15 protein-coding genes are annotated in these 12,563 nt (G+C 71.8%); 4 read left to right on the top strand and 11 right to left on the bottom strand.

What is annotated here, in order from left to right; genetic code table 11:
- Both ACWCXB_RS11915 and ACWCXB_RS11920 read left to right on the top strand, forming a co-directional pair.
- The gene (locus ACWCXB_RS11915) at nucleotides 1–906 is read left to right on the top strand and encodes a metal ABC transporter permease (protein ID WP_450721666.1); all 906 of its coding nucleotides are present in this window, start codon (nucleotides 1–3) and stop codon (nucleotides 904–906) included.
- 105 nt (nucleotides 907–1,011) lie between these two features.
- A complete protein-coding gene (locus tag ACWCXB_RS11920) occupies nucleotides 1,012–1,425 on the top strand; it encodes a Fur family transcriptional regulator (RefSeq protein ID WP_450721668.1) in 414 nt (137 codons plus the stop codon).
- Between the two features lie 57 nt (nucleotides 1,426–1,482).
- On the opposite strand, the gene ACWCXB_RS11925 is transcribed toward ACWCXB_RS11920, so the two are convergent.
- The 7 genes from ACWCXB_RS11925 to ACWCXB_RS11955 all read right to left on the bottom strand — a co-directional run bounded on the left by ACWCXB_RS11925 (nucleotide 1,483) and on the right by ACWCXB_RS11955 (nucleotide 5,475).
- Nucleotides 1,483–2,019 (bottom strand): YcxB family protein, encoded by a 537-nt coding sequence (locus ACWCXB_RS11925; RefSeq protein WP_450721670.1) that lies wholly within the window; start codon nucleotides 2,017–2,019, stop codon nucleotides 1,483–1,485.
- Between the two features lie 82 nt (nucleotides 2,020–2,101).
- Entirely contained in the window at nucleotides 2,102–2,653 is a 552-nt protein-coding gene (locus ACWCXB_RS11930; RefSeq protein ID WP_450721672.1) for a YcxB family protein, read from the bottom strand.
- A 46-nt stretch (nucleotides 2,654–2,699) separates the two neighbouring features.
- Nucleotides 2,700–3,242 (bottom strand): YcxB family protein, encoded by a 543-nt coding sequence (locus ACWCXB_RS11935; protein ID WP_450721674.1) that lies wholly within the window; start codon nucleotides 3,240–3,242, stop codon nucleotides 2,700–2,702.
- A 71-nt stretch (nucleotides 3,243–3,313) separates the two neighbouring features.
- On the bottom strand, nucleotides 3,314–4,177 hold the full coding sequence (locus tag ACWCXB_RS11940) for an isoprenyl transferase (protein WP_450721676.1): 864 nt from the start codon (nucleotides 4,175–4,177) through the stop codon (nucleotides 3,314–3,316).
- A gap of 30 nt (nucleotides 4,178–4,207) precedes the next feature.
- The gene (gene recO / locus ACWCXB_RS11945) at nucleotides 4,208–4,957 is read right to left on the bottom strand and encodes a DNA repair protein RecO (protein WP_450721678.1); all 750 of its coding nucleotides are present in this window, start codon (nucleotides 4,955–4,957) and stop codon (nucleotides 4,208–4,210) included.
- A gap of 90 nt (nucleotides 4,958–5,047) precedes the next feature.
- Nucleotides 5,048–5,266, bottom strand: coding sequence for a hypothetical protein (locus ACWCXB_RS11950; protein WP_450721680.1), 219 nt, complete (start codon nucleotides 5,264–5,266; stop codon nucleotides 5,048–5,050).
- Nucleotides 5,263–5,475, bottom strand: coding sequence for a hypothetical protein (locus tag ACWCXB_RS11955; RefSeq protein WP_450721744.1), 213 nt, complete (start codon nucleotides 5,473–5,475; stop codon nucleotides 5,263–5,265). Before ACWCXB_RS11955 ends, ACWCXB_RS11950 begins: the two co-directional genes overlap by 4 nt.
- Nucleotides 5,476–5,608: 133 nt before the next feature.
- On the opposite strand from ACWCXB_RS11955, the gene ACWCXB_RS11960 reads away from it, so the two are divergent.
- On the top strand, nucleotides 5,609–6,463 hold the full coding sequence (locus tag ACWCXB_RS11960; RefSeq protein ID WP_450721682.1) for a helix-turn-helix domain-containing protein: 855 nt from the start codon (nucleotides 5,609–5,611) through the stop codon (nucleotides 6,461–6,463).
- Complete coding sequence (locus ACWCXB_RS11965; protein WP_450721684.1) at nucleotides 6,445–6,720, top strand: DUF397 domain-containing protein; 276 nt, start codon at nucleotides 6,445–6,447, stop codon at nucleotides 6,718–6,720. The genes ACWCXB_RS11960 and ACWCXB_RS11965 overlap by 19 nt, the downstream gene beginning before the upstream one ends.
- A gap of 59 nt (nucleotides 6,721–6,779) precedes the next feature.
- On the opposite strand, the gene ACWCXB_RS11970 is transcribed toward ACWCXB_RS11965, so the two are convergent.
- From ACWCXB_RS11970 to ACWCXB_RS11985, 4 genes are all read right to left on the bottom strand, one after another.
- Nucleotides 6,780–8,219: a hypothetical protein gene (locus ACWCXB_RS11970; RefSeq protein ID WP_450721686.1), complete on the bottom strand. Its 1,440-nt coding sequence runs from the start codon at nucleotides 8,217–8,219 to the stop codon at nucleotides 6,780–6,782.
- Between the two features lie 156 nt (nucleotides 8,220–8,375).
- Nucleotides 8,376–10,418 (bottom strand): tetratricopeptide repeat protein, encoded by a 2,043-nt coding sequence (locus ACWCXB_RS11975; protein ID WP_450721688.1) that lies wholly within the window; start codon nucleotides 10,416–10,418, stop codon nucleotides 8,376–8,378.
- 222 nt (nucleotides 10,419–10,640) lie between these two features.
- Entirely contained in the window at nucleotides 10,641–11,333 is a 693-nt protein-coding gene (locus tag ACWCXB_RS11980; RefSeq protein WP_450721690.1) for a response regulator, read from the bottom strand.
- Nucleotides 11,330–12,562 (bottom strand): sensor histidine kinase, encoded by a 1,233-nt coding sequence (locus tag ACWCXB_RS11985; RefSeq protein WP_450721692.1) that lies wholly within the window; start codon nucleotides 12,560–12,562, stop codon nucleotides 11,330–11,332. The genes ACWCXB_RS11980 and ACWCXB_RS11985 overlap by 4 nt, the downstream gene beginning before the upstream one ends.
- Nucleotide 12,563 lies beyond the last annotated feature (1 nt).

Consider the following 12,563-nt stretch of genomic DNA (forward strand, 5'->3'; position numbering starts at 1 on the left):
ATGGACATCCTCCAGGACCCCTTCATGCAGCGGGCGCTGCTGGCCGCCGTGCTCGTCGGGATCACCGCACCCGCCCTCGGCATTCATCTGGTGCAGCGTCGGCAGGCGCTGATGGGCGACGGCATCGGCCATGTCGCGATGACCGGCGTCGGCCTCGGCTTCCTGCTCTCCACCAGTCCCGTGTGGATGGCGACGCTGGTGGCCGTCGTCGGCTCGATCGCGATGGAGCTGATCCGGGCGTACGGGCGCACACGCGGCGACATCGCGCTGGCGATGCTCTTCTACGGCGGTATGGCGGGCGGCGTCATGCTGATCAACCTGGCGCCGAACGGCTCGAACGCCAACCTCGTGTCGTATCTCTTCGGTTCGCTGTCGACGGTGTCCGACGAGGACGTCACCTCGATCTGTCTGCTGGCGGGCTTTGTGCTGCTGATCACGATCGGTCTGCGGCGGCAGCTCTTCGCGATCAGCCAGGACGAGGAGTTCGCGCGGGTCACGGGTCTTCCGGTGCGGACGCTGAATCTGCTGGTGGCGGTGACGGCAGCGGTGACGGTCACGGTCGGGATGCGGGTGGTCGGTCTGCTGCTGGTCAGTGCGCTGATGGTGGTGCCGGTGGCGGCGGCGCAGCAGGTCGCGAAGTCGTTTGTGGTGACGTTCGCCGGCGCGGTGGCGATCGGAGTGTCGGTCGCGCTGTCGGGCACGGTCGTCTCGTACTACCAGGACGTGCCGCCGGGCGCGACGATCGTGTTGCTGGCGATCGGGGTGTTCGTGCTGCTGACGATGCTGGCGACGCCGCTGGCGCGACGGCGGGCGAGAGCCCTGGAGGCGGCGGAGACGGAGTGCGATCTGGACCTTCCGGTCACGCGTCGTCCCGCGGACGGTGCCATGGACGACGTCCGGGTCTGATTCCGGCCCGGACCGGACCGGGCCGGACCCGCGCCCGGACCGGGCCAGGATCCGCGCCTGGCAGAATGGCCCGACGAGGAGCGGGCGGAACGTAAGGAGGCACCTGTGGCGACTGCTGGACCCCCCGTACGCGGCCGGGCGACCCGGCAGCGGGCTGCGGTGGCGGCGGCGCTCGACGAGGTCGACGAGTTCCGCAGTGCGCAGGAGCTGCACGACATGCTCAAGCACCGCGGCGACTCGGTGGGCCTGACGACGGTCTACCGGACGCTGCAGTCCCTTGCCGAGGCCGGCGAGGTCGATGTGCTGCGTACCAGTGACGGCGAGGCGGTGTACCGGCGCTGCGCGTCCGGTGAGCACCACCACCATCTGGTCTGCCGCGTCTGCGGCAAGGCGGTCGAGGTCGAGGGCCCGGCCGTCGAGCAGTGGGCGGAGACGATCGCGGCGGCGCACGGGTATGTGAACGTGGCGCACACGGTGGAGATCTTCGGTACGTGTGCGGAGTGCGCGGCGGCGCAGTAGGCAGGTCGACGTGGAAGGGGCCCGCACCGGATGCCGGTGCGGGCCCTTTCGCGTACGTCAGACGCGGGTGGTGTGCCGGTCCAGGACGGCCCGCAGCCGGTCGGCGTCGTCGGGCGTGCTCAGCCCGTGTTTGGGCAGGACCGAGAGACACATGATGTTGGGGTCCCGGCTGAGGAGGACGAAGTGGCCGGGCGTCTCACGGTAGCCCTTGAGGACGGACCACTTCTGGATCAGCGTGCTGTGGTCGGTGCTGCAGGTGATCCCGGCCGGAGACACGGTGGTGCGGTACTCGCCCTGCCATCCGATGATCCGCTGCACATGGGCGGCGTGTATCCGGGGATAGCCCCACACGAACAGGACGACGGCGAGGAACAGAGCGGTCGAGATGGGCTCGATGCTTCCCCGGCGTACGGTGCCGAGCAGATGGACCCCGGTGAAGAGTGTGAGGAACACGCCCCGCAGCAGGAGCCCGGTCCTCTTGATCCGTTCGCGGACCCGCAGGGCGACCAGTGTGTCGGCGGGGGTCGGCCGGTAGACCAGCTCCACGCTGTCCGTGCTCTGGTCCGTCTCCGGCATGCTCGTGTCCCCGGCCATGGGCCCTCCCCGGTGTCTGCGGTGAATCGGCCGTGATCGTAGCGGGCAGGCCGGCGGCCGGGGAGCCGGGTCCGCGGTCGGGTCACATGCGGGTGACGTGCCGGTCGAGGAGCACCCGCAGCCGGTCCACATCGGCCGGGCCGGTCACGCCCCGCTTCGGCAGGACCATCATGCCGATGGCCGCCCTGTCCGGGCTGAGCAGGACGAAGACCCCGTCCGTCTCGGCGTATCGGCCCCAGCTCTGCCACCCGTACCGGGCCGAGTTGTTGTCGGTGGCGATGAGGATGCCCGTGTCGTCGACGGCCACCCGGAACTCGCCCTGCTGCTCGGCGTGCTTCGCCACGGCCCGGGCCTGCAGCCGCGGGGTGCCCCAGAGTGTGAGCGGGAAGACGATCATCACCACCCACACCGCGGGCGGCATCGCGCCGAGGCCGCGGCCGGTCAGCAGCAACAGCAGGATGAGGAGGGCGACGATCACGGCGCAGAAGACGCCCATCACCCAGGCGAAGCGCCAGCCCAGGGACCGCTTCAACCTCGCCCGGAGGGCCTGGTTCACATCGTCCGCGGTCGGACGGTAAACCAGTTCCACCGCCTGCCCGTGCACGACTTCCTCCGCGTTCATGCCCTCGGCCATGGCCCCTCCCCGGTGCGAACAACGTACGGAGCCTACTGGTCGGCCCTCAATGCTGGAGTCGGCGGCGGCCGAAGCGGGGCAGGTGACGGTCGAGTATGCCGCGCAGGCGATCGGTGTCGGCCTTGCCCATGGAGCGCTTCGGCAGATAGTGGACGACGACCGAGTACGGGGCCGGCGACAGCAGGACGAATCCGGCGGCGGTCTCCACGTACCCGCCGAAGGCCCGCCAGCCCCGGCGGGTCTCCATGTCCGTGCCCGTGAAGCGCACCGCGTCGTCGGAGTCGGTGACGGTCACGGTCCAGGGCCCCAGCGGGGCGCCCATTCCGGCGTGCCGCGCGGCCAGGACGCCTGTCCTGGCGACGAGGCCGAACAGGCTGCCCACGAAGGCGAAGCCCGCGGCCATGGCGTCGTCGGCGAGGAGCCACACCGCCGCCGCGAAGAGCACCGGCGTGAGCAGGCCTTGCAGCCGGCCCTTGATCCCCCGTACCCGCCCGCGGGCACGGAACGCGTCGGACCAGTCCGGCTGCCTCAGCTCGTATCTCAGCTCGACGACGGCGTGCGCCTCCGTCACGCCTTGCCCCTCGGTCACGGCCCCTCCCCTGTCCTCTTCCTCGGACGAGCCGTGATCGTAGCGGGCAGGTCGGACAGCGGGTCGGCCGGTCAGACGGCCGGGTCGGGGGCCGGGTTCTCGGCCGGGTCCTGGCCCCGCATCGCCAGCAGTTCCTCGTTCGGGATCGCCCCGCCGAAGCGGCGGTCGCGCTGCGCGTACTCCAGGCAGGCCCCCCACAGGTCGCGGCGGTCGAAGTCGGGCCACAGCACGTCCTGGAAGACCATCTCGGCGTAAGCGCTCTGCCAGATCAGGTAGTTGGAGGTGCGCTGCTCGCCGCTCGGCCGCAGGAAGAGGTCGACGTCCGGCATGTCCGGGTAGTACAGGTACTTCTGGATCGTCTTCTCGGTGATCTTCGACGGGTCGAGCCTGCCCGCCTTCACCTCCTCCGCCAGCGCCTGCGCCGCGTCCGCGATCTCCGCGCGCCCGCCGTAGTTCATGCAGAAGTACAGCGTGAGCCTGTCGTTGTCCTTGGTCTGCTCCTGCGCGATCTGGAGCTCCTTGGCCACCGACTTCCACAGCTTGGGCATCCGGCCCACCCAGCGCACCCGGATGCCGAGCTCGTCGAGCTGGTCGCGGGTCTTGCGGATGAAGTCGCGGTTGAAGTTCATCAGGAAGCGCACCTCGTCCGGCGAGCGCTTCCAGTTCTCGGTGGAGAAGGCGTACAGGGAGATGCTTCCGACGCCCATCTCGATCGCGCCCTGCAGTACGTCCAGCACGCGCTCGGCGCCGACCTTGTGCCCCTCGGTGCGCGGCAGACCGCGCTCCTTGGCCCAGCGGCCGTTGCCGTCCATCACGATCGCCACGTGCTTCGGCACCAGCTCACCGGGGATCTTCGGCGGGCGTGCCCCTGACGGGTGCGGCTCGGGGACCTTGTGGTCGCGGCGGGAACGTCCCAGGATTCCGCGTCGTGCCATGGGGGTCACACTCTCCTAGCTTTCGCTTTCCTAGCTTTTCTCTACGTACCGCAGCGAGCGCAGGCCGCGCTCCAGGTGCCAGTGCAGATAGGCGGACACCAGCCCGCTCCCCTCCCGGACGTGGCGCGCCTCGCAGGCGTCCGCCGTGTCCCAGTCTCCGGTGAGCAGTGCGCTGAGCAGACCGATGGCCTCCGCAGAGGGTACGACGCTGCCGGGCACCCGGCAGTCGCCGCATATGACGCCGCCGGCAGCGACGGAGAAGAAGCGGTTGGGCCCGTGGAGGCCGCATCGCGCGCAGTCCTCGAAGCTGGGCGCGTAGCCGTTGACGGCGAGGGAGCGCAGCAGGAAGGCGTCGAGGATGAGGTTCGGCGCATGCTCGCCCTGGGAGAGGGAGCGCAGGCCTCCGACGAGCAGCAGGTACTGCTGGACGGCCGGCTCGCCCTCGTGGTCGGTGAACCGTTCCGCCGTCTCCAGCATCGCCGTCCCGGCGGTGTAGCGGGCGTAGTCGGTGACGATCGCGCCACCGTACGGAGCGATCGTCTCGCTCTGCGTGCACAGCGGCAGCCCGCGTCCGACGAGCTCGCTGCCGCGTGCGAAGAACTGCACGTCCACGTGCGAGAAGGGCTCCAGCCGCGCCCCGAACTTCGACTTGGTGCGCCGCACCCCGCGCGCGACGGCACGGACACGGCCGTGGCCGCGGGTGAGGATCGTGATGATCCGGTCCGCCTCACCCAGCTTCTGGGTGCGCAGCACGATGCCGTCGTCGCGGAACAGACTCATGGGGTCATTGTCCCGTACGTGACGAGCGGGCCATCAGCCGACCTGGAAAGTCCGTCGGCGCAGCACCGTGCGCGCCGACCGCTCGGGTGATCAGGGCACCTCGCCCCGGCTGCGGGCGTTCGCGTAGGCCGTCGCCGCGCTCAGGCGCTCCTGGGCCGTCGCGATGCGCAGCGTCTCCGGGGTGCAGTCCCATTCGCGGCCGCCGCCGATGGGTCTGAGCTGGACGTACGGCCCCTCGTGGCCCATGACCTGCCCCACCTGTCCGGTGCTCGTGTCGATCACGTACGACCCCACGGCCGGTGCCGTCATCGGTCCGTCTCCTCCCCCGGTCCGGGGAGCGCGGCGGCCAGCTGCCGCGCGGTCTCGACCGTGCAGCGGCCCAGCTCGACCAGCACCCTCGGACTCCTCCCTGCGCACGTGACCGGGTCCAGTCCGAGCGACGGCAACGTCACTCCGGCCCGGGCCAGTGCGCACCTCAATTCCGTCACAGCCGCCTCGGCTTCTTGGAGATGGCCCATTTCTTCCACGGCGCTCCTCTCGTCATGCCTCGGATTCTTTTTCTGTCTTCCCCTCATGAGTGTGAGGACACAGACCTAGAATCGGCAGACATACGCGCGCTACAACTGCACGGCAGCACAAAGGAGTTAATCCATGGCCAACGCAGGTAAGGGGCGAGGGGTGGGGTCCAGGCAGGCGGCCTGGGAGTTCTTCGGGCAGGAGCTCAAGGCGAGGCGGGAGGCGGCGGGGCTGACGCAGGGGGAACTGGGGCGGCGGGTATTCGTATCCGGCGGTTACATCGGCCAATTCGAACAGGCTATTCGGAAGCCGCAGAAGGATGTGGCGGGGCGGATTGACGAGACGCTACAAACCGACGGTTTTTTCGAGCGGATGTGGAAGAAGATGATCGCCAAGTCGCCATATGCGGACTATTTCGCGGCGGTGGCGGAGCTGGAGGCGCTGGCGACGAAGATCTGCGAGTTCGCGCCGACGGTCGTGCCGGGGCTGTTGCAGACTGCCGAGTACGCGCGGGCGGTCACCCTCGCCGCCAACCCGTTCGTCTCCGAGCGGTACGTCGAGGAGAAGGTCACGTCCCGGATGGAACGGGCGCACATCCTCAAGGACGCTACAAGGCCGGAGTATTGGGCGACCCTGCACGAGAACGCGTTACGTGTCCCTGTGGGCGGCCCGGCCGCGATGGCCCGGCAGTTGGAGCACATCGTGGCGATGATGTGCGAGCGCACCACGCTGGTGACGGTGATCCCGTGCGAGGCCGGGGCACATGCTTCCATGGCCGGGACCCTGAAGCTCATGGAGTTCGAGGACGCACCGCCCACCGCCTATACAGAGACGTCGTTTTCGGGGACTCTGCTGGACGATCCGGCGGTGGTGAAGCGAGCACAGCGCGCCTACGATCTGCTCAGGGTCGCCGCGCTGTCGCCGGAGGCGTCCCTCGCCCTGATCGAATCGGCGGCAGAGGACTACAGACGATGCGCGAGTACGACCTGAGCAACGCCCGCTGGAGCAAGAGCAGCTACAGCAACGGCGAGGGCGGCGACTGCGTCGAGGTGGCGTACGACTTCCCGGGCGCCGCCCCGTGGCGCAAGAGCAGCTACAGCGACGGCGACGGCGGCGAGTGCGTCGAGGTCCTCGACGACATCCCCGGCGTCGTCCCCGTCCGCGACTCCAAGAACCCCGCCGGCCCCGCGCTCATCGTCCCGGCCGCCGCCTGGACCGTCTTCGTGGACGGCGTGGTCAAGGCCTGACAGCGGTCCGGTCCCGGGCCGTGCGGCCCGGGACCGGTGTGCGTCGGGCCGTTTGGCCGTCAAGCCGTCAGCGTGCCCTTGCCGCTTGCCAGGGGCCATTCGCGGTGGAGGCTGCCCAGCGGGATGCGGTGCTGGAGGATCGGCGTGCCGAAGATCGACAGCTGGAGCAGGAGGTTTCCGCTCAGGTCGAAGCCGCCGTGCAGTGCCCACGTACCGGTCAACGACGCCGTGCCGTCCGTGGATGCGTCGGCGCGGGCCTCGGCCTCGGCGCGCAGGTACGGGGCGAAGTCGGCGGTGAGGCCGACCATGCCGTACAGGCCGACGGACGCCTCGGCGCCGAGGGTTGTCTTCGCCCGGCCCGCGGCGGTGACGGTGGTGGTCACCGGGGTGCTCTTCACGTCGGAGGTGCTGACCGGGGTCCAGCCCTTGCCCGGGGCGTAGCTGCCGCCGACGCGGAAGTCGCCCTTGACGCTCTGCTGGACGTCGAGGGTGATGCGGCCGTCGGCCTCGACCTGGAGGTAGCAGGTCAGGTCGAGGTTGACGACGACGGGCACGGGGCCGACCTGGATCACCGGGTCGGCGTGGAGCTTGGCGAAGGGGATGCGCTGGGTGGCCTTCGCGGAGGCGCGGCCCTTGAGGGCCCACTGGGCGGTCCAGTCGCCGGTCATGCCGAGGAACGCGGAGCCGGGCGCGGGGCGGCCCGACTGGCCGTTGGCGCTGCCGTCGTAGGAGAACTCCACCTGCGGGGCGAGCTGGACGAAGCCGGAGACGGACGCGGCGGCGGAGACGGGTGCGTCCTCGGCGGTGGCCAGGGAGGCGCCGACGTCGAGGCGCAGGCTGCCGAGGGGGACCTTCGCTCCGTTGGGGCCGAAGGTGGCGCCGCCGGTCCTGGCCCAGGAGAGCTTCACGCCCTTGACGAGGGGCTCGACGTCCATGGTGGACGGGTCGACGGGGACCTGGCCGTCGGCCTTGTCGTCGCGGAGGAGGGCACTGAGGGTGGCGGGCTTCGTGCGGACCTCGGTGCCCTGGTCGGTGGTGCCGACGACCTCGGTGACCTGGGCCAGCAGACCGTCGGGCGCGCCCGGAGCGGGGGCACTGGCGATGACGTCGCCGGTTCTGACCGGGGCCTCGGCCACCGCCGACGGGGTGGCGGTGGGGGCGGGGGTGGGGGCGGCCGACGGGCTCTCGCTCTTGTGCGGGTCGGATATGACGGCGCGTCGGGTGCGCTTGTCGTAGGAAGCGACCTTCAGCGTGCTCTTCTTCGCGCCGCTGCCGCCGTTGGCGGCCTGGCGGGCCACGGCCGTCGGGGTGGGTGCACCGTCCGGGGCCGCTTCGACGTCGAGCTGCTCGCTCGCGTCGTCCGCCGCTGCCGCGGCTGCGGCTGGAGTGGGCCCGGTGGCGGGGCGGTTGGTGCTGTCGGGGGCGGCCGAGCAGCCGCTCGCGACGAGCGCGAGCGCGGTCAGCGCGGGGACCAGGAGTCTCCTGGTGGAATGACGCACGGGGGTGTCCTCCGGCGAATGTGATGAGGGGGGTGGCTGCTGTCACCCGTACTTACTCGGAAGTAACAGCGGGGGAATCATGCCATGTGCGCACGGGTCATTCACAATCAGTCCGACCCTCAACAGCCCTATGAACAGGGATAGTTGAGCCCTTGATCACATGCTGAGCTTGCGTCGCACCTCGGCCTCACGGACGTGGTCGCCCAGCCCGCCGTAGACGGCCGCCGCGTGGCGGTACTCCGCGTCGGCGCCCGCTTCGTCGCCCTGCGCAAGCAAGTTGTCGCCGATGGCCTCGGCCGCCGCGGCGACGCCCGTGCCGTAGCCGACGCGGTCGAAGGCGGCCAGGGCGGCGCGGTGGTGGTCCGCGCCCGGCCCGAACGCCCATCGCCGCTCTTCCAGGTAGCCCAACTCGCGCAGGGTCCAGCCCTCCCCCACCGCGCGACCCAGGTGCCGGTACGCCGCGAGGGCCGATCGCAGGCATCGCTCGGCGGCGGTGAGGTTGCCGGTCTGGACGTACGCCGAGCCCAGGATGCGGCGGATGTCGGGGCAGCCCGTGAGGGGGACGGCCGCTTCGAGGCAGGCGATCGCCTCGTCGGGGCGGCGGCGGTCGAGGTGGAGGGCGCCGAGGCCGCGGAGGATCTCCGCCTCGCCCGTCGGTCCGCACAGGGCGCGGCAACCGTCCAGGGCCGTACGGAACTCGCGCAGTGCCTCGTCGTAACGGCCCGCCCGGTGCAGGGCGTCGCCGAGGAGCCGGCGGGTCTCGATCTGGACGGCGCGGGCGCCCGCTCGCTGCTGGACGGCGATGGACATGCGCAGATGGTCCACGGCCCGGTCGTACCGGCCCTCGTGCCGGTAGGCGTCGCCCAGGCCGCGGAGGGCCTGGGCGGCCCAGTCGTGCTCGCCCGCCCGACGGGCCGCGTCGAGGACGGCCGACCACATGGCGATGCGCGGGAGCTGGCCCGGCTCGTCCCTCATGCGGCTGTCCGCCGTGGTCGCCAGGCGGTACGCAGCGCCGTGGAGGCCTTCCCGTACTCCGGCGCGTACGAGGCGGGAGACCGCGGTGGGATCCGCCGGGTCGGCGGCGAGGAGCCGTGCCAGGGCCGCTCGGCACCCGGCGGGTCCCGTGTCGTGTTCGAGACGCTCGGCGGCGAACCGGTGGATCAGGTCGTGGAGGCGGTACGCGCCGGGGGCCTCGGCGGGCTGCACGAGTTGGGCGGCCGTGAGGCGCTCCAGGCCCTCGTGGGCGGCCTGCTGTTCCCAGCCTGCCGCGGCGGCGGCGATGCGGGCTGTCAGGCGTGCACCGGGATACGCGCCGAGGGTGCGGAGCAGGTGACGGTCGGCGTGCGTCAGCGCGGCGTAGGCGGCCTCGAAGGCGGCGCGGGCGGCCACGTCGCCGATGTGGAGGGCGTCGAGGCGGGCGCGTTCGGCGGCGATGCGGTCGGCCACCTTGGCCGGGTGGGCCCCTGCCGCGGCGGCCATGCGGATCGCGAGGGGCAGTCGGCCGCAGACGTGGACGAGGTCGAGTGCGCCGACGTCGTGGGCCGGGTGCGGGCCTGAAGGTGAAGGTGGGCACAGCCCGAGCGCATCCGATTCCGTGAGGGCGTCCAGGGGGAAGGGGGTGGCCTCGGGCAGGTCGGTCAGTGCGTTGCGGCTGGTGATCAGGGTGAGGCAGCCGTCGCCCGCCGGGAGCAGAGGGCGGACCTGGGATGCGTCGGTGGCGGCGTCCAGGACCAGGAGGATGCGGCGGCTCGCGGTGCGGCTGCGGAAGCGGGCGGCGAGGGCGCCGGGCTCGCCCGTCCGTTCCTCCTCGGGCGTGCCGAGGGCGCCGAGGAGGCGCGCCAGGACGTCACCGCGGGCGGCGCCGAGGTCGGCGTACAGACGGCCGTCGGGGTAGAGAGGCCGCAGCTCGTGCGCGAGGCGGACGGTGAGCGCGGACTTGCCGAGGCCGGCGGCGCCGGTGACGGCGATGGCGCGGTGGCCTGCGTGGACGAGGCGGAGCAGCGCGGCGAGATCGTCCGCCCGGCCCACGAAGTCGGGTATGGGGGCGGGCAGTTCGGCCCCGCGGGTCGTCTCGGGCGTGGCGGGTGCGGCCACCGGGCCCGTCGGGGCGGCCTCGGGGTGGCGGGCGCCGCGCAGCCGACGTAGTAGCAGCACGAGGGCCGTCGGGACGAGGATGAAGGCGACCACGAGCAGCAGCACAGTCCCCCCGTCCCCCAACCGCCGTACCTGTCCGCCCATTGTGGCGCAGAGGATGGTGGGCGCGTATGTGCCTTTTCCCCACCCCGCCCTTCCCGAACTGGGGCTCCGCCCCCGAACCGACCCCGCCCGGACGGTAACGGGCACACTTCAAGCCCGTCCGGCGCTTGAGGACGGACATCCCGTCCCACTGCACGTTGCAGGGCACACTTCACGCCCAGACCGTCAGCCCGCGCCCGTGCCCGCGCCCGTGCCCGGGGTCACCAGGCCCGACTCGTAGGCCGTGATGACGAGTTGGGCGCGGTCGCGGGCCGCGAGTTTGCCCATGATGCGGCTGACGTGGGTCTTGGCGGTGAGGGGGCTGAGGGCGAGCGTTTCGGCGATCTCGGTGTTGGTGAGGCCGCGGGCGACGAGGGTGAGGACCTGGCGTTCGCGGTCGGAGAGGCAGCCGGGGCCGGGGCCGCCGCGCGGTGGGACCGCCGGGGCGGCGAGGACGCGGGCGATGAGGCGGGCGGTGGGGCCGGGCGAGAGCAGGGAGTCGCCCGCGGCGACGGTCCTGATCGCGGCGAGAAGGTCGGCCGGGCGGATGTCCTTGACGAGGAAGCCTGAGGCGCCCGCGCGAAGGGCCTCCAGGATGTGGTCGTCGGTGTCGTAGGTGGTGAGGACGAGGACCTTGACGCCGGCGAGGTCGTCGTCGGCGGCGATGCGGCGGGTGGCCTCGATGCCGTCGAGTTCGGGCATGCGGATGTCCATGACGACGACGTCGGCGCGGGCGGAGCGGGCCAGTTCGACGGCTTCGAGGCCGGTGCCGGCCTGGGCGACGACCTCCATGTCGCGGGCGGACTCGACGAGCATCGCGAACGAGGCGCGGACCAGGGTCTGGTCGTCGGCGAGCAGCACGCGAATCGGGCCGGTCATGCCAGGGTCTCCTCTTCACCTTCACCGAGCGGCAGTACGGCGACCACCTCGAATCCTCCTCCGTCGCGCGGTCCAGCGGACAGGGTGCCCCCGACGCTGCGGGCGCGCTCGCGCATCCCGACGATCCCGAAGCCCGAACTCCCGTCGGCCGGGCGGCTGTTGCCCCTGTTGCTGACCGTGACCCGCAGGTCGCGGTCGTGGTCCGCCTCCACCAGGACGCGTATCCCGGCGTCGGGCCCCGCATGCCGTACCGCGTTCGTCAGGGACTCCTGCACGATGCGGTACGCGGCGGCCGCCGATGCCGGCGGAATGCGCGCTTCGCCGGTCCGCATCGTGAGTTCCGCCTCCGCCGTGCGGACGAGACCGGGCAGCGCGGCCAGACCCGGCAGGGGGCCGTCCGGGGCGTCGTCCGGGGTGCCGTCCGCGCGCAGTACCGCCAGTGTGGTGCGCAGTTCGGCCCGCGCCTCCCGGCAGGTCTCCGAGATCTCGTCCAGTGCGGCGGCGACGGCCTCGCGGTCGAGGCGGTCCGGGTCGACGGTCAGGATGTGCGCGGCGACCGAGGTCCGCACCCCGATCAGGGTGATGCTGTGGGCGAGGAGGTCGTGCAGGTCCCGGGCGATCCGCAGCCGTTCCTCCGCGACGCGGCGGGCGGCCTCTTCCTCGCGGGTGTGTTCGGCGCGTTCGGCGCGGGCCACGACGGAGGCGATGTAGCGGCGGTAGGTGCGGACGTCGACGCCGAAGACGATCACGGCGAGGATCCAGCCGGTGGTACGCAGCGCCTCCAGGCCCTGGTGGGTGTTGACGCCGAACATGACGGTCAGGGTGGTGCCGATGACCCCGGCGCCGATGAGGAACGTGTGCAGGGGCCGGGCGGTGGCCGCCACGGTGTAGAGGGCGAGCATCGCTCCCGGGAGGGGTGCGGCGTGCGTGTAGTCGGCCGCGTGGTACGGCGCGACGCACACCAGCACGGCGAACAGGACGAGTACCGGGCGGCTGCGGCGCCGGGCGAGGGGCACGATGCTGCCGGCCAGCAGGGTCCAGCCGAGGGCGTCGGGGGTCCGGCCGTCGTGGACGACCAGCGCGAGGACGAGGGAGAGGGCGGCGACGCCCGCGGCGATCAGCGCATCGTTGCGGCGCCGGTGCGGCACGGTCATGGGGTCGCGGCTGACGGCGGTGAGCACGCGCTCCCCCAGGCGGGGACGCGCCGCCCCTCCCTCGTTCTCAGGCATG

The organism is Streptomyces sp. NPDC001514 (genome assembly GCF_053597075.1).

Bases quoted from the DNA above. Each gene is read 5' to 3' on its own strand.
- ACWCXB_RS11915 (WP_450721666.1), top strand. From the start codon at position 1: ATGGACATCCTCCAGGACCCCTTCATGCAGCGGGCGCTGCTGGCCGCC.
- ACWCXB_RS11925 (WP_450721670.1), bottom strand. From the start codon at position 2,019: ATGGCCGGGGACACGAGCATGCCGGAGACGGACCAGAGCACGGACAGC.
- ACWCXB_RS11930 (WP_450721672.1), bottom strand. From the start codon at position 2,653: ATGGCCGAGGGCATGAACGCGGAGGAAGTCGTGCACGGGCAGGCGGTG.
- ACWCXB_RS11940 (WP_450721676.1), bottom strand. From the start codon at position 4,177: ATGGCACGACGCGGAATCCTGGGACGTTCCCGCCGCGACCACAAGGTC.
- recO (WP_450721678.1), bottom strand. From the start codon at position 4,957: ATGAGTCTGTTCCGCGACGACGGCATCGTGCTGCGCACCCAGAAGCTG.
- ACWCXB_RS11950 (WP_450721680.1), bottom strand. From the start codon at position 5,266: ATGACGGCACCGGCCGTGGGGTCGTACGTGATCGACACGAGCACCGGA.
- ACWCXB_RS11955 (WP_450721744.1), bottom strand. From the start codon at position 5,475: ATGGGCCATCTCCAAGAAGCCGAGGCGGCTGTGACGGAATTGAGGTGC.
- ACWCXB_RS11960 (WP_450721682.1), top strand. From the start codon at position 5,609: ATGGCCAACGCAGGTAAGGGGCGAGGGGTGGGGTCCAGGCAGGCGGCC.
- ACWCXB_RS11965 (WP_450721684.1), top strand. From the start codon at position 6,445: ATGCGCGAGTACGACCTGAGCAACGCCCGCTGGAGCAAGAGCAGCTAC.
- ACWCXB_RS11980 (WP_450721690.1), bottom strand. From the start codon at position 11,333: ATGACCGGCCCGATTCGCGTGCTGCTCGCCGACGACCAGACCCTGGTC.
- ACWCXB_RS11985 (WP_450721692.1), bottom strand. From the start codon at position 12,562: ATGCCTGAGAACGAGGGAGGGGCGGCGCGTCCCCGCCTGGGGGAGCGC.